The sequence below is a fragment of the Vibrio sp. 10N.239.312.C11 genome, assembly GCF_041466065.1.
GTDB lineage: Bacteria > Pseudomonadota > Gammaproteobacteria > Enterobacterales > Vibrionaceae > Vibrio > Vibrio tasmaniensis_A.
The window spans coordinates 52,268-68,403 of the sequence record NZ_JBFSRZ010000021.1 but is presented as its reverse complement, the minus strand read 5'-3'; the positions used below and the strand labels follow the sequence as shown (position 1 = coordinate 68,403).

At 43.6% G+C, this 16,136-nt stretch carries 16 protein-coding genes; 8 read left to right on the top strand and 8 right to left on the bottom strand.

Annotation, left to right across the window (positions count from 1 at the left end; genetic code table 11):
• Positions 1-51: 51 nt before the first annotated feature.
• The 3 genes from AB6D07_RS11340 to AB6D07_RS11330 all read right to left on the bottom strand — a co-directional run bounded on the left by AB6D07_RS11340 (position 52) and on the right by AB6D07_RS11330 (position 2,660).
• Positions 52-1,344, bottom strand: coding sequence for a peptidoglycan DD-metalloendopeptidase family protein (locus tag AB6D07_RS11340; protein ID WP_017102768.1), 1,293 nt, complete (start codon positions 1,342-1,344; stop codon positions 52-54).
• Between the two features lie 245 nt (positions 1,345-1,589).
• A complete protein-coding gene (locus tag AB6D07_RS11335; protein WP_012600273.1) occupies positions 1,590-1,889 on the bottom strand; it encodes an isoamylase early set domain-containing protein in 300 nt (99 codons plus the stop codon).
• A 123-nt stretch (positions 1,890-2,012) separates the two neighbouring features.
• The gene (locus AB6D07_RS11330; RefSeq protein ID WP_017102767.1) at positions 2,013-2,660 is read right to left on the bottom strand and encodes a hypothetical protein; all 648 of its coding nucleotides are present in this window, start codon (positions 2,658-2,660) and stop codon (positions 2,013-2,015) included.
• A 32-nt stretch (positions 2,661-2,692) separates the two neighbouring features.
• On the opposite strand from AB6D07_RS11330, the gene AB6D07_RS11325 reads away from it, so the two are divergent.
• The 4 genes from AB6D07_RS11325 to AB6D07_RS11310 all read left to right on the top strand — a co-directional run bounded on the left by AB6D07_RS11325 (position 2,693) and on the right by AB6D07_RS11310 (position 7,927).
• Positions 2,693-3,175 (top strand): GFA family protein, encoded by a 483-nt coding sequence (locus tag AB6D07_RS11325; protein WP_017102766.1) that lies wholly within the window; start codon positions 2,693-2,695, stop codon positions 3,173-3,175.
• 150 nt (positions 3,176-3,325) lie between these two features.
• Positions 3,326-4,000, top strand: a complete 675-nt coding sequence (locus tag AB6D07_RS11320) for a YoaK family protein (protein ID WP_009845723.1) — start codon at positions 3,326-3,328, stop codon at positions 3,998-4,000.
• 228 nt (positions 4,001-4,228) lie between these two features.
• Complete coding sequence (locus AB6D07_RS11315; RefSeq protein ID WP_012600269.1) at positions 4,229-5,599, top strand: YjiH family protein; 1,371 nt, start codon at positions 4,229-4,231, stop codon at positions 5,597-5,599.
• 456 nt (positions 5,600-6,055) lie between these two features.
• Entirely contained in the window at positions 6,056-7,927 is a 1,872-nt protein-coding gene (locus AB6D07_RS11310; RefSeq protein ID WP_012600268.1) for a methyl-accepting chemotaxis protein, read from the top strand.
• Between the two features lie 166 nt (positions 7,928-8,093).
• Here AB6D07_RS11310 and AB6D07_RS11305 read toward each other — a convergent pair whose 3' ends face one another.
• Entirely contained in the window at positions 8,094-9,479 is a 1,386-nt protein-coding gene (locus AB6D07_RS11305; protein ID WP_017102765.1) for an alpha-amylase family glycosyl hydrolase, read from the bottom strand.
• Positions 9,480-9,762: 283 nt separating this feature from the next.
• A complete protein-coding gene (ppiC, locus tag AB6D07_RS11300; RefSeq protein WP_017062750.1) occupies positions 9,763-10,041 on the bottom strand; it encodes a peptidylprolyl isomerase PpiC in 279 nt (92 codons plus the stop codon).
• A 283-nt stretch (positions 10,042-10,324) separates the two neighbouring features.
• Here ppiC and AB6D07_RS11295 point away from each other — a divergent pair, with 283 nt between their 5' ends.
• Positions 10,325-11,239: a chemotaxis protein gene (locus tag AB6D07_RS11295; RefSeq protein WP_017102764.1), complete on the top strand. Its 915-nt coding sequence runs from the start codon at positions 10,325-10,327 to the stop codon at positions 11,237-11,239.
• Between the two features lie 53 nt (positions 11,240-11,292).
• On the opposite strand, the gene hutZ is transcribed toward AB6D07_RS11295, so the two are convergent.
• The 3 genes from hutZ to hutW form a co-directional block, all read right to left on the bottom strand.
• Positions 11,293-11,823, bottom strand: a complete 531-nt coding sequence (hutZ, locus tag AB6D07_RS11290; protein ID WP_017102763.1) for a heme utilization protein HutZ — start codon at positions 11,821-11,823, stop codon at positions 11,293-11,295.
• Positions 11,824-11,964: 141 nt separating this feature from the next.
• Entirely contained in the window at positions 11,965-12,486 is a 522-nt protein-coding gene (hutX, locus tag AB6D07_RS11285) for a heme utilization cystosolic carrier protein HutX (RefSeq protein ID WP_017102762.1), read from the bottom strand.
• A gap of 58 nt (positions 12,487-12,544) precedes the next feature.
• Complete coding sequence (hutW, locus tag AB6D07_RS11280; protein ID WP_017102761.1) at positions 12,545-13,954, bottom strand: heme anaerobic degradation radical SAM methyltransferase ChuW/HutW; 1,410 nt, start codon at positions 13,952-13,954, stop codon at positions 12,545-12,547.
• Positions 13,955-14,114: 160 nt separating this feature from the next.
• On the opposite strand from hutW, the gene AB6D07_RS11275 reads away from it, so the two are divergent.
• Genes AB6D07_RS11275 through AB6D07_RS11265 form a run of 3 tightly spaced genes read left to right on the top strand, consistent with a single transcriptional unit; the run spans position 14,115 to position 15,990 of the window.
• A complete protein-coding gene (locus tag AB6D07_RS11275; RefSeq protein WP_029222881.1) occupies positions 14,115-14,876 on the top strand; it encodes an energy transducer TonB in 762 nt (253 codons plus the stop codon).
• Positions 14,877-14,878: 2 nt separating this feature from the next.
• Positions 14,879-15,580, top strand: a complete 702-nt coding sequence (locus AB6D07_RS11270; protein ID WP_012600261.1) for a MotA/TolQ/ExbB proton channel family protein — start codon at positions 14,879-14,881, stop codon at positions 15,578-15,580.
• Complete coding sequence (locus AB6D07_RS11265) at positions 15,577-15,990, top strand: biopolymer transporter ExbD (RefSeq protein WP_009845734.1); 414 nt, start codon at positions 15,577-15,579, stop codon at positions 15,988-15,990. Before AB6D07_RS11270 ends, AB6D07_RS11265 begins: the two co-directional genes overlap by 4 nt.
• Positions 15,991-16,136 lie beyond the last annotated feature (146 nt).

Genomic DNA, 16,136 nt, shown 5'->3' with positions numbered 1-16,136 from the left:
CAACCATCTAGCTAACGGTTACCTTGACGGCATACAGTCAGCTAATAACTATTAACTATTATTCAATTGTGTTTCTAAAGCTTTCTTTAATAGCTTGTCGGCTTCATCTCTAGCGGCTACGAATGTCGCTTTTTCCTTTTTCGGCACAGAGTCGGCCATAGGAATATTCGCTTTCATTGCATTGACAGGACGACCACGTTCGATCAATTCGTAATGTAAGTGCGCCCCCGTCACTCGGCCCGTTTTACCTGATAAGCCAATACGCTGACCACGAGATACCGTTTGTCCTTTACGAACGAGGATCTTACTCAAGTGTAGGTAGCGTGTTTTGTATGTGCTGCCATGCTGAATCACCACATAGTTACCCGCATATGGGTGCTTACGAGTCATGATCACTTTACCATCACCTGTTGCTTGAACGGGTGTGCCAATTGGCGTCGCGAAATCTGTGCCGTTATGCGGAGAGACTCGCCCAGTCACAGGGTGTAAGCGCTTAGGATTAAACTGAGAACTTTGACGCCAGCCACTGCTCACAGGGTAACGTTGGAAAGCGCGTTGTAAGCTATCACCATTGGCATCGTAATATTGCCCGTCAGTGTGTAAGTACGCTGAAACAACACGGTTACGGTTCATGATCTTGATGGCTTCTATTTCACGTTTCCCGGTTGCGACACCATCAACGAATTGCGCTTTTTGAAGCACTTCAAACTGATCACCCGCACGTAAGTCTCGGCTGAAATTCAGCTTATCTTTGAGAAGAGTCACAATATGGTCAATCTCAATACTGTTCAGGCCAACTTTGTTCGCTGACATAGAGAAACTGCCTTGAATATCACCCACTAGAGGTTTCTGCTTCCATTCACCCGGAATAGAAATATCTTCGAATTCGTAGCTGCCGTCATCAAGCAGTCGATAAACCACTTTGTCCGCGACACTAAATTGAAGTTCCATTTTTGAAAGGTTGCCCGTCGCTTCGTCACGCCAAAAGCGTAATGTATTACCCGGACGAAGCGTGTCTAACGCAAGGAAGTTCAAATCGGTTTCCATCACGCTCATCATCGAGTTATAAGAAAACCCAAGCTGAGTGAAGATGCTACTTAAGTTATCACCTGATTGAATTTGATATTCAAACGTCGGTGGCTCAATAACGGTAGCAGAAGGAGGTGACAGAATTGACTCAATAACGGTTGAGTCTGGCAAATCAAGATCGATCGTTTTCGTCAGACTTGATTGTGAATATTGCAAAGCAACACTAATCACTGCAATAAGTGGCAGTCCTAAAATTGCTGCTTTTTTTACAGGTGAAAGCTCAGCAAACGGAGAGGAAAATATTTTTGAATACACGGTAAACAGGTCTTTCTACGATATAAAAGCACAGGATATGCTTTTCAGGCGTATAAATCATCATTGTATTGTCATAATATGATGTGAATCTGCGCAATCTCGGCTAAGTCATTGAGTTACCGTTAATGAAATAGGCACAACTCAAAAAATTAATGAACCAACGATTTAGACATTAAAAAGCAGAAACATCTAGTTCCTGCTTTTTAACTAATTCATACTATTTCAATTAAGTCATGCTATTTCAATTAAACGTTAACTGTCGATACCAAGCAATTATCTTCACCAAATTCATTCGGGATATAACGATCAGCATTCGCATCGTTCACCCATTGTTGATCATCAACTAGGTAGCGAAATTGAAACTCGCCATCTTTCGGAAGACGAGTTTTAAACTTGTAAACCTTCCCTTTCGCCAGTTTTTTCATTGGGGTCGCTTTCCAATCCAGAAAGTCGGCAACGATAGATACGGAATTAGCTTCTTGAGCTTCTAGCTCGAAAGTCACTTCAACTTCATCTTTCGTCTTAAAAAAACGTTTATTAATCATTCGCAAGCTCCATTTGTAAAGTAAGCAGACACAAAGCTAAGTGTGTCTAAATTTCATTCATCTACTTAAGATAATATGTAATTTAGCTCACATAAACAACAGTTCCTTGCCCTAACAAAAATGTCATTGCTCATCAATTGATTGCGCATTGAAATAAAAACTCATTAACACCTTTTCAGATTGCAATTCTGGAAAAGATTGTTCCGCAGAATGTCGAGTAAAACCGATAAAACCTTCCCCAGAGAGTTTGCTTTGTGAATCGAGCAGTTGAGTAATCTCTAAAGTTTGGATTCTCACACGGTCACCAAGAAAGAATTGGTCAACTAACACGACACGGCTTCGATGCTGGTCATGTTTAAACAGGCCAAGATAATAGAAAACGCCACTGCCTTGGTTAGATACCCACATAGGTGCAACAAAGAAACTCGCCTCGCCGAGTATGACTCTTGAAAGGTTGTTGGTGTCTACGGTGACCACACCACGCTCAACACCGGAGTCATACCGCCCAAACGCGATTGATCTTGGTCCATCGACTTCATTAATAAAGGCGTACGCGTTGGTTTCAGGAACTTTGATTGTCCATGGGTTAGTCGTCTTCAAATCAAAAACGGTTTCAACAACAGGGTCATAACTGACTTGAGAAGAAGGAAACTTCGCCAAGATCTCTTCGTCACTTAAGCTAAAGCGATAAATACCCGCCAGTATCACCACAACCAGCATGATAATAGGAATCAGTAAAATCAGAGGTATAGGTAAGATTTTCTTTTTCATGAGCAATTATATTCTTTTGTTTTCATCCAGTTGTGCAGACCATAAATGGCTTTAGTATAATTATCAATACAGGGTTAACCAGAAGTGGAGCATGGATGGATATCAATCATATTAAAGAGAGAAATATCAGAAGTTGCGAATGCCGCTGTGGAGCCGTCAATTTAGTCTGCAGAGGCGAGCCTCAACGCACCTCCGTATGCCATTGTTATGAATGTCAGAAGCGCACCGGAAGTGTGTTCGGGGTTCAGGCTCGATTTCCCATAGAACAAGTGACACTCAACGGAGAGGTCACCTCCTTTTCACGTATCAGTGACACGGGCAATGAAGTCACCTACCAGTTTTGCCCTAAATGTGGCACTACCATGCTATTGCAGTCGGTTGCCGCCGCCGATTTTTATGTCGTCCCGCTCGGACTATTTAAAGAGCAAGACTTTCCGCTACCAAGCTTTTCAGTCTACGAAGAACGCAAACACGGATGGGTCAAATTTGACCACCAGATGAGTCACTACAACTAGCCTGTTACTGACCATTTTCTCTATAAAGCAACAGTATTGGAACAAACTGCAAGACTGTTGCCTAAGATCAAATATCAACGTTCTACAACGCTAGCGTATCTTTTCGCTAGCGTTATAATCTGCTCCTCTTTTTAACCCAGGGTGAACCACATGATTTCTAAACTACCTCGCTGGGTTGAATACGGCGCCTTACTGTTAGCGGGCCTTGCTGGCAGCGTTAATGCTATTGGTTTACTCGGCTTCCAACATCAAGCTATCTCCCATATTTCAGGCACCATGTCTTTACTTGGCAGCAGCCTGCTCACGCCGACTTCAACTTCTATGCACCTCCTGCTAATCATTATGAGCTTTATGCTAGGTGCCGCGTTCAGCGGATTCTTTATCGAAAATCAAGCATTGAAGTTAGGACGCCGTTACGGTGTTGCGCTATGTATTGAGGGTGGATTGCTGTTCTTGGCGCTTTGGGCACTGTTACAAGGCTACACTTCAGGCCAGTATTTCGCTTCAGCCGCGTGTGGGTTGCAGAACGCAATGATCACCACCTATAGCGGGGCGATCATTCGCACCACACACATGAGCGGGATCATCACAGACCTTGGGATCATGATTGGCGCACGCTTAAAGGGGATGCCTTTTGACCGCCGTAAAGCCAAACTTCTTATGTTCATCGTTGTTGGCTTTCTGTTTGGTGGTTTAAGTGGTGCTTGCCTGTTCCAGCGCTTTGAAATTTTGGCACTGGCTTTCCCTGCCTCTTTCGCGTTCATTGTCGCGTTTAGCTACTGGCTCTACCTAACTTATCGAACTGAAGCCTCAGTAAATTTATAAACGCCTAGTAATAACCATGAGAATATGTAACATCTGCAACACTTTATTCTAAACTCATAATTTGTTGCAGAATAACCTGCGTGAATATTTAGCGATATTTGATGAATAGTATTGCAAGTGATATTAATACTCGGTAATCTTGCACCCAATGAGAAAATACGGATGTTTAGAGAATAAAAATGCCAAGGATGTGGCTTTTTTACATGTAGAAATACGAGAATAATTAACATGTCTAACAACACGAATACTGCTCAACCAGAGAAATCTAAAGGCAGTTTCTGGGTTTTCTTAATCCCATCTCTAATTGGTTTGTTCCTCTTCATGGCGCCAATTAGCTACCAAGGTGATCTCACGATCCCTGTCGCTATTCTAGCCAAATCAATTCAAGCGGTTTTCGGTGAGTCTCTAGTTGCTATTATCACTGCAATCGTTGCCTTCATGTCTGTAGCTTCCGTGTTAAGCACCATTTTCAAACCTACATTCATTACATCGAATTCATTTCTAAACGGCCTTTTCAACCCATCTCCACTGTGGTTGTTGGTTCGTATTATCGGTGGTGCTGCAGCATTCATGGCTTTCTTCCAAGTTGGCCCTGAGTTTATCTGGGAAGAAAACACCGGTGGTCTGGTGTTAGAGGGCCTATTGCCGACTCTATTTTCAGTATTCATCTTTGCCGGTTTACTATTACCACTTCTACTTAACTTCGGTTTGTTAGAACTGTTTGGCACCTTACTAAGTAAAGTGATGCGTCCAATCTTCAACCTGCCGGGTCGTAGTGCTATCGATTGTATGGCTTCTTGGTTAGGTGACGGCAGCGTTGGTATCCTGCTTACAAGCAAACAGTACGAGAAGAAATTCTACACTCAACGTGAAGCCGCTGTTGTTGGTACGACTTTCTCAGCAGTATCTATCACGTTCAGCCTTGTAGTGATTGCTCAAGTAGAACTAGAGCACCTATTCCTACCTTTCTACGCAGCAATCTGCTTAGCAGGTATTGTGGCCGCGGTAATCATCCCTCGCCTTCCTCCACTGAGCATGAAGAAAGACACCTTCATTGATGGTACAAAGCCTCACAAAGATGCTGATGCAATCCCAGCGGGTCACTCGACTTTCTCTTGGGGTCTTGAACTCGCGGTAAATAAGGCATCACAAGTGAAGTCTGCTAAGTCTGTATTTGGTGAAGGCATTCGTAACGCAGTCGACATGGTATTCGGCGTTCTTCCTGTTGTAATGGGGCTAGGTACAATGGCATTGGTGATTGCAGAATACACCTCTGTGTTCTCATTCCTAGGTCAGCCTTTCATTCCATTCCTTGAGCTACTTGGAGTACCTGAAGCGGTTGCAGCATCTGAAACCATTGTTGTTGGTTTTGCGGATATGTTCATCCCAGCGATCCTTGCCGCTTCTATCGACAACGAGATGACTCGCTTTGTTATTGCAGCAATGTCGGTAACTCAGCTGATTTACATGTCTGAAGTAGGCGCTCTACTTCTAGGCAGTAAGATTCCAGTGAACATCTTAGAACTGTTTATTATCTTTATTCTACGTACGTTAATTACACTTCCGGTTATCGCTGGTGTAGCGCATCTAATATTTTAAATTAGACGCACTGATACAGTGTAATAAATAACCTGATTTATAATAGCCTCACTTTTGTGGGGCTTTTTTTGCCTAATATATTCACTCTCCGGTTTAAAATACATACACTCTCCTGTTTGAAATATCGCCAATATACGAATTGAGAATATCATTTGATTTCATATTAATTCCCTTACACCTCTCCCTTATATAGTAAATCATACGCATATTAGCCTAATTAATACCCTCCTCACTTTGTTTGCCTTTGATTAAGCCAACTCTTTAACTCATTGAACCAAAAAACAAAAGTAGCAAGTATGTAATTAACTGAGTTTTACGTTGTGCGGGTTGTTGTATTTTTGTAGTCTATTTTGTGAAATTACATTCAAGTAAATCCCAACAGTGTCGATATATATATAATTACAAAAACACGATTAGCTTTAGTTTTCGCAAAGCTTGTGAGAAGAGGAAAACACAATGAAATTTAGCCATAAGGTGGTTGCAGCATCATCAGCCTTGCTATTAGTGACAGTATCATTGCTTTCAATACAGCAACTTTACACCGTAAAAAGTGCTGTAGAGAACCACGTCAATGCAAGCCTGAAAGAGATGGTCTCTGGGATTAAGAACACCGTAGCATCAGAGATGAATGCTAAAAAAGCACTGGCTCAGTCGACGACTGAAGTCATCGAAATCAACCCTCAAGATCGTACATACGTTCAAAACATCCTAGAAAAGCCAAAACTTAAAGGCAGCTTTCTCGCGGTTGGTTTTGGTTATGACGCAAACGGTTTCGTTATTGAAAATGATGATGGTTGGGAAGCTGGCCCGGATTACGACCCACGAATCCGCCCTTGGTTCATTGATGCTAAGTCCAAAAACAGTTTAGTTGTTACCGACCCTTATGTGGACGTATCAAGCAAGAAAGTCATCATTTCAATTGGTACGCCAGTGCAAGAAAACGGCCGTTTCACTGCAGGTATGTTCTACGACTTAGAACTAACCAACCTTGCGACCTTGGTAAACCAAGTGAACTTGTTTGACGCGGGTTACTTATTCCTAGTCACTGCCGACGGCACGACGATTGCTCACCCTAATGCTAAGAACAATGGCGAAACGCTATCAAGCTACCTGCCACAAGCGACTATTCGCGAGGGATCTCAACAAATTGAAGTCGACGGTAAAAAATTCCTAGTGAACTTCACTCACATCCCAAGTGAAGATTGGTACATCGGCGCAATACTTGATGAAGAGATCGCATTCCAAACGGTTGAAGATCTGAAAAACAGCTCGATAATCTACTCTTTAATTGCGGTTATTCTCAGCATCATTGCATTAACCGTCCTTATTCGTGTGTTAATGCGCCCGCTTGAGACGCTTAACCAAGCCATTCAAGATGTTGCGAGCGGACAAGGTGACTTAACTAAACGTCTAGATACCAATACAGATAAAGAGTTCTCTGACCTTGCGAAAGGCTTCAACACCTTTACTGAAAACCTGCAAAATCAAATCATTCAATCCAAAGCGATTGGTGTTGAGATTAAACGTGGCACTGAAATCACAGTAAAAGGCGCGGGTGAGTCAGCGAATGCGATGAATACTCAGCTGCAAGAGCTTGAACAGCTAGCCACCGCAATGAACGAGATGGCCGTTACCGCAACGGAAGTAGCAAACAACGCTCAAGGCGCAGCCGCCGCGGCTCGTGAAGCTGACGATGCGACACTAGACGGTACATCTGTAGTAAGTGACACGACTCAAGCGATTGATAACCTTTCAGCGCGTATCGACCAAGCGGTTGCAGAAGTACAAGTACTTGAATCAGCAACAGCAAATATCGAGACGATTCTTAAAGTAATCAACGATATCGCAGACCAAACCAACCTACTTGCATTGAATGCTGCTATTGAAGCGGCGCGTGCTGGTGAATCGGGCCGTGGTTTCGCTGTCGTTGCCGATGAAGTTCGCACACTAGCGCAACGTACTCAAGAATCGACCACAGAGATCCGCAACATGATTGAGCAGCTCCAAGCGGGTGCAAGCTCTGTATCTAACGCGATGAATCAAAGTAAAGACACAGCCACTGACGCCGTTGAACGCGCTCAGCAAGCAAACTCTTCACTTGACCGCATCCGCGACGCGATTCAGCGCATCTCTGATATGAATATTCAGATTGCTTCAGCAGCTGAAGAGCAGAGTTTAGTAGCGGAAGAGATCAACAACAACACAGTTAAGATCAAAGACCTTTCAACACAGGTATCGAACGCAGCTCAAGACGCAAACACAGCAATGCAAGTTCAAACTGACAATGTTCGCCAACAAGACGAACTATTAAACAAGTTTACGGTTTAACCGCCTTAGCGTTTAGCTAACTAACACCTTGTTTAACTAACACCCTGTTTAGTAAGCAATAAACAGCTTTAAATAAAAAACCCCGCTTACTGGTAATCAGTAAGCGGGGTTTTCTTTTCAAGGTTTTCTTTGCAAAATTTGCTTTCTAACTCGTAACAGGCTCGAGCTAGTTGGTCGTCAGCATCATGCACTGGTTGGATTCAACCTTAATAGTTAAGTCCTTACCAACACATTCGAACACTTCGCCAGACAACAGATCCGTCACAGCACCTGTCCAATTTAATGAGGCCGTCTTGCTTCGTTTCGATTTATTAATCACCACAATGCCTTTGTCGCCACGAACAAACACCAACAAGTCATCATTGGCTTCAACCACCTGCATCGCTTCGCCATGAACATGGTTATGGAATTGAATCATGTTTTTCATATAAGGCGCTTGCCAGTCGTTAAGCCAACGAGGTTGGCCACTCTTGTCCAGAATACCGCTGGTGCTGAGCTCACTGTAAACAAGCGGCACACCGCCATCTCGTCCAAGAATAAAGGCGTGAGCTAATTGCTCGTCGACTTCATCCATCACATGTTCCAAAAACACCTCGTTATTTGGAATGTCATGAGTGACAGCAAAAGTGATCGCTCGCATGTTCGACAGAGCTTGACCAAAACAGTAAGGGTTGATTAGAGATTTAAAGCTGCCCTGCTCTTCAAAAGCTTTGAAGATGGTATTGAATAGCGGAAAATCATACGCCCCTAAACGAGTGTGTTTAAGGTAAGGCTCGAGGAACAGTTCGTACTCTTCTTTGGTTGCACCACCGTCAGTAATAATCTCGCCAAAGATATGCATTTCTTCACAGATATCATCAGTCCAAACCTTACGTAGATGTGACAGTGTCATGTGTTTCGCTGCGTCGATGCGAAACCCTTTCACACCAATCACTTTCAAGGCTTTTAGGTAAGCTCGCTGCTGTGTAACCACATTGTCGTTGTCTAACAGCGTTGGCAGGCCTGGATCGCTTGCTCCACCAGTAATACGTCCGTTTTGCACCTCCCAAGTGTCTTTCCAGTTCTTGATACCAAACGCTTCGACAAAGTCGTTCTCATCAAACAAAGGTTTAGAAAGATCACCAAACAAACGAACGGATTCGTAATACTCAGAATCTTGTTGGTAAGACGCCATGTCTTGTTGATTTGGATACGTCAAATCACCGCGAATACTCGACTCGTTAGCCATGTGGTTAAACACAACGTCCACATAGGTACGAAGCCCATGTTGCTTTAACGTGTTCACCATTGCAGTGAAGTCTTGCGTATCACCAAGCTGATTATCAATCACACGATAATCTTGGGGTTGATAGCGCTGCCACCATTGGGTGCCAGAATCACGGTCGCAACCTTTAGGGCCGCGTAACGACTTCATCGCCGGTGATACTAAAACAGATTTATAACCCAACTCTTGGATCAGAGGGGCGTTCTTCATTACGTCAGCGTAGCACCAGTCAAAAGCATGCAATATAACATCCGTCGCTGGGGTGCTTAACATAGCTGAACTCTCCATGTTGTTCTCCTACCAAACTCGCTTACAGCTTTCTAGATAAATACAAAGGCTAAAAGGCAAAGCTGCATAAATTTCCTTAAGAATGGTGTTTATTATATGAGTTACTCATTAAAACCCCTCCTCCTCCCACCGATTAGTCAAGGTGGATAGTTAAGGGCGTAGCGCCAATTATCGCATAACGTCCGGGATGAACACTCAGCCATAATGTTTTTAAATGCGCTCAAAAATGACAAAAAAGGAGCGTATCTACGCTCCTCTTATTCAATTTAACACATATTAATAACTAAGTTCGGTAAAGAACCTTCACTACGTGCCAGCCAAATTTTGTTTTTACCAGGTGTGGTACAAGCGTCTCGCCAGAGAAACAAACCTTATCAAACTGAGGCACCATTTGACCTTTTTTGAACTCGCCTAGGTCGCCGCCCTTTTTACCAGATGGACAGGTTGAATGCTTCTTCGCTAGCGTTTGAAATTTAGCGCCCTTTTTAAGCTGCGTCATGATGTCTTCTGCTAATTCTTTATGCTTCACCAATATATGAAGCGCTGCTGCTGTTCTTGCCATGATAATTCTCAGTTTGTTGCGGTCAGTTTATTTGTGATGATTACGTAGAATTCATCAGAGTACTGACTGTTGTAATTCAGCTTACGGCTAACGACTTGTCGACAAAAGTCCATCAAACGCCTGCGTTTAGCGTGATTTTAACCCAAGAATCATCATTCTTCACTCTATAACCGAAAACAACCCCCTTAAAGATCTTTAAAAACCGCATAGTGACTTGCTGCGGATGCCATTTCCCTTTAAATTAATCCTTATAGATTAAGCGCGTATTAAGTAGGAGCCACTTATGGCCAAACCGATAAGTAAAGCGAGTCAGTCACAGGGAATGCTGATGTTCAAGTTATCCCTCACTCAAAGTTTTGCGATAGGCACGCTTAAGGTCAGAGAAATCGTTCCTTTCCAGCCAATGACCCAAATCCCTTACTCTCATCACCATGTGATTGGTACCGTCACGATTCGCGATCTTACGGTTCCAGTTATTGATATGTCCGCAGCTATTGGGTTTCGGCCGATCACACCGACTGAATACCAAGACTGTGTGCTCATCGTGACAGATTGCTTAAGAACCGTTGTAGCATTCTTGGTTCGTTCGATTGATAAAATCATTGAATGTGACTGGAAGAGTATTGAGTCGCCACCCGCAAGTGTAGGAACCAATGTGTTTGTTACCGGCATTACACGTTTTGAAGATCGTATCGTGCAGATGCTCGACGTAGAGTTATTACTTTCTAAGATTTACCCTGCTTATGAAAACGCACATATTCCGATGCTGACTGATGTCGAAAGAGAACGCCTAAAAGCGCTGAATATTCTACTGGTTGATGACTCTTTGATTGCACGAAAGCAGCTGTCTGATGCCTTAGACAGCATCAACATCCCTTATAGCATTTGTAACAACGGTTTAGATGCTATTGACCTGATGCGCCGTGAAGCAAGCAAAGGCACTGCAATTGATCTTCTCGTGAGTGATATCGAGATGCCCGGGCTCGATGGCTATGAACTTGCATTTGAAGTACAAAACGACAGCGCACTCAGTCATGCCTACTGTATTTTACATACTTCACTATCCAGTGAGATATGTGTTGACCGAGCCAATCAGGTGGGAGCACATGAAGCGCTAGAGAAATTCAATGCAGGCGAATTAATCGAAGCCATGTTGCGCGGAGCGAAAGTCCTAAACGACGCGGCTATGACTACTTAGACACAAAAAAGCCCTCACATTAGAGGGCTCCTAAAGTAATCCGTTAAACGAGCTTACTCGTTAGACACTTTTTTGTGACCTTCTTGCAGGTGAACGAAATCCACTAAGTCGTCGCCAGATACTTGGTATGCCTGACCGAAACCTTTTACGAACAGGCCATTCTCTGCTTTAAGGTTGAATAGAGAAAAATCTTGAAGTTGGCTTAAACCATCAATAATCTCACCAAAACGTTCTTGCATCTGGCCAATAACTTGAGTCCAAAGCTCCGTTTCACGCTCTACAACACTTGCTTGTGCATCAAAGGTTAGACGCTTACGTGCATAAAGCTGCTTAGAGCTCTCTTCATCTTCGATCATCATCAAAGAGACTTGTGGGTTCGCTTTTAAGTTACGAGCATGACGAGCAACGTCAGAAATTAGAACAAAGTAACCTTCTTGGTTCTGAACGAAAGGGGCGTAACTTACGTTCGGGCGACCTTCTTCATCAACCGTTGCAAGTTGAAGGGTACGGCGCTCTTGGCGAAATTCTTTGATTTCTGGACCTAGGCGACCTTGTAGGCGTTCTTGTTTTACTTGTTGTTCCATCGATAATTCCTTTCTTCACTTTCTCTTATTTATTATTTTTACCCGAGGTTGAGCGTTCATTAGTAAACTAAGTGGACCTCGAGCATTCATATTTTCTTTAAGCTAGCTGGCAATCTTATTTAAGCTTGATGTTGACTGTACTTAAGCTCGTTCTTTTAGTGCTTTGAAGCGTTCAACTTGGTCGACAATCAGCTCTCGCTTTTCATTGCGACCTAGGTAAATCTTAAAAATGTTCTCGCCTGTTTCACTGAAGAAACCGAAGTAATGACTTTCACGCCCCATGAACGCCTTGCTCACCAAACCAATATGTTTGATGTTATCCAGTTTTAAGTGGCCATGCAGCTCGCCTTCTTTACCCATCAGATTGTAGTAACCACGCGCTACTTTGCCTTTAGGAAACGGCGCCTTTACTTCAAAGATTGAGTCAAATGAATGCATAATTGTGGTCACTGGGCCCCAACCAACCAAACCTTCTAGAATATCTTGAGCACGGCTGCCATCTAGCATCACCGCCATGTCTCCAGGAAAAGCAGCCACTACTTCAACTTCTGAAACTCCTAGCTTCTCAGCAATCGCAGTAGGAAGTAGTTTTGGTTCTTCTTCTAGAATGCCTGCGACACGTTGTTCTAAAGTTTCTGTCATTGCGAATGTTGTATCTGTCATTGAATAAGTTTCCGTATAAACGAGTGATTGACGTAAGTTATAAACTAAAAATTCGAGATTAAGCGTGCTTCAAACTTGCATGCGGGTGAGCACCCAAGCCAGAGGCAGTTGGTGCTGGGTGCAAGGTCTGATATTCCGTGTTAAGCACTTGAATCACACTCTGTGCAAGACTTACCGCCCAGAAACTGCCAGCTATAGTCAGGCTCAGGTAATCTTCCGAAAGATCAACTAGGCCATTCTTTTCCCAATGTGAAAACAGAGGCTTCAGGTAGTCAAACGTGTCTTGCCCCATAAAACTCGGCAACGTACTTCTTCTTACAACACCAGAATCAAAACCGGCTTTCAATGAAGAGAAGATTGGCTCTAGTGAGCTTTGCTTGGTCATCATGGCTATTGGCAATTGACCTTGCTTTATAGACTCCATGTAGCTGTCTAAAGTTCGATGTTGCATCACACCATGACCACCGATGTTGCCACCAGCGCCACAACCAATGGGTAGAACTTCGGCATAAGTTTTCGCTAAGCTGTTGTAAATGCTGCGTTCGCGGTTATCACGAGTCCAGTGATTCACGCTCAGTTGCTTAACCTTGTGCTTTGCCATGAACTCAACGCCCGCCAAGTACATACTCGCCTTATCTGGCGTATTAGCCGGTGGTGGGATTTTTCCTTTCTCAACAAGATTAAGCATAGGCGCGTTGCCCGAAACAATCAGTTGGTAGAGGTCGATACCGTGTGCGCCAGTCGACATGTAGTCTTCTAAATCTTGTTGAAATACTTCCATAGACTGGTGTGGCAACCCGTATAGCAAATCAAGAACGATAGGCGCTTGTTCAGTGCGACTCAGTGAACTGATACGTTCCAACACAACTTCTCGGTCATCCAAGCGCTTAGCACTACGTCGAACTTGAGTATTGAAACTTTGAATACCGAATGAGAAACGATTGAAGCCACCTTCCAGCGAACGATCAAACGTCTCGTCGCCAAATCGATTAATACGCCCTTCTAAGGTCATTTCCACATCGTTCGCTAATGGGAAGTATTGACGAATAGCCTTACCTAACAGCTCAACTTGTAGAGGAGATAAATCGGTGGGTGTTCCACCACCAATATAGACGGCGTGAAATAGTCCAGACTGAGCCCAAGAGGTTTTAGCTTTTTGCTTTAGCTCAACCATCAGTGCATCAAAATACTCATCCACTAATTTACGGCTTGCGGCATTTTGGAAGAAATTGCAGAACGTACAACGCACGCGACAAAAAGGAATATGGATATACAAACAACGTTTATCCTGTTTCTTTCCTTCACTCAGCATCAATTCATCAAAGATTTCCAATTTCTTGCTCGGGTCGACCGGGATTGAGCTTCCCCCAGCATGTGCAGATTGCTTTTTGGCAAATGCAAAACGAAGTGGGTCTGGGCTAGAAACGCCCAGAATTAATTCGTCAAACTTATATATATCAACGCTCATATAATCTCTCTAAACACTTATATAGCAAAGCCTGGAAGACTGTTTGCTAAAACTGAGAGAATCATAAATAGACGCAAATGATAATGCAATTGATAATTGATCTTATTTAGATTCTAAGCAATAATCCGATACATATTTTAGATTTGGTGAAGGATTGAATGTGAACGTACCTAGATATGTTATTGCAGGCGGTGCATCGTTAGTGATTCATGCGGCGATGTTATTTGTCGCTCAAGAATCCAAAGTCTTTGCAATGCCAGCAGGTAGCCAATCGAACACGGTATCGATCAACTTCACTCCAAAGAGCGTTCCCTCACAAGCTCAGAAAAAAACCGTTACAGAGCCAGTTGAGCCTGAGCCAATCAAGGAAACGCTCTCACACCCAGAACCTAAACCTGTCGAACCGAAAGCAGTAGAGCCAAAGCAAGCTAAACCTGCACCAAAGAAAAAAGCGATCACCAATAAACCTCAGCCCAAGAAAGTAGAGAAAAAGGTTGTGGAGAAGACAGCCGAGAAAAAGCCGATTCAAAAAAAACCGGTGACTCAACCAGAAAAGCTGGCCGACAAAAAAGTCGATAAAAATATGGACGAGTCCGCCAACCAACCTCGACAAGTTAATCAAGGCGTATCTAACCAAGAGCCGGTGTTAATCACTAGGCCCTCTTTTTCAGCTCGTCCAACGCCACCAAGCTACCCACGCCAAGCAAGGCGCCGAGGCGTTGAAGGTGTCGCAACTTATGAGGTCTGGTTAGACGCTGAAGGAAAACAAATTAAACAGGCATTAGTCAACTCATCAGGCGCACTAATGCTCGACAACGCTGCCTTGAAAGCCATTAAGAAATGGAAGTTCTCACCTCATACTGTAAATGGTCGAGCAATTGCTCACCGTGTGCAAATACCTGTTCGTTTTAAGTTGGATTAACCATGCAACAAATCAGTTACTTACAAGATCAACTTGGCCTAATGACATGGCCTCTTCTTATCTGTTCAGCATTAACAGCAATGATCATCGCAGAGCGTATCTTCCAAGTCATGCTAAGCATTGGGGTTGGCAAACGCGCTATTCGTCATGAGCTCAATCAGATTTCACCAACCAATAGCAAAGAAATCGAAGCATTAGCACAATCTATTTCTGGTAAACGACCTCTGCTGTACAAGGGCGTGTCGATGCTGCTTGCTCACCACTCTTTCTCAAAAGGTTTACGTGAAGATGCAGCAGGGATTTGGCTACAAGAGAAACGCCACCAGCTTCATGCAGGTTTAAGATTGCTTGGCTTGATCGGCGTCATCAGCCCGCTAATTGGCCTGCTTGGCACAGTACTTGGGCTTATTGAGATGTTTAAAGGCGTTGCCGCTACAACAGGCAGCATCACGCCTAATGATTTGGCAGACGGTCTTGGATTAGCAATGAGAACCACTGCTGCGGGTTTGATGATTGCGCTTCCTGCGATTTCAGGAGCTCAACTACTCGGGTTATGGGCCGATCGAGTGCTAGCTCAGTTAGAACACACTCTGAATTATGTGAATGTTTGGCTAGAAGGCATGTCAATTCAAACCAGTCAGTCTGGCGACACTCAAGGGACTCCTGTCAGCAAAGCCTCTATCGGTGATGTGAGCCAAGCATGATTAAAACGCCCCACTCATCTCAAACACAGAGCTTAGTTCCGGATTTAACACCCTTACTGGACATTATATTTATCGTGATGGTTTTCCTTCTACTGACAGCATCAGTGAAGTTGGAGTCATTAGAGGTGGAGCTTCCGAGTTCTGATATTAAAAACGTTTCTGAAGTTCATAAAGATTCGATTAGCGTCAATATCTTAGATCACGAACCTTACTGGGCGATCAACGGCCAAGAGTACATCGACTGGGAAAACTTCAAGATCGCACTGTTAGAAGAAACAGGCACATCGGATAAGAAACCGATCATCATTGGCGCCGATAAAGCAGCTAACGTTGAGAACTTAGTGAAGTTGTTGTCGTTCTTACAAGAAAACGGTATTCCAGCAACCCAATTACTCACGGAGGAAGGCTAGAACGACTCTTAAATTTTCATGAGACCTAGCACCTTTTATGAGATTGGACTCTTTATTGATAAGACCAAATAACCAAAGCCAGCTCTCTATCGATTCAAACTCAACATGCGGACAGGCTGATCACAAAGCATCTTCGCGATTACTCT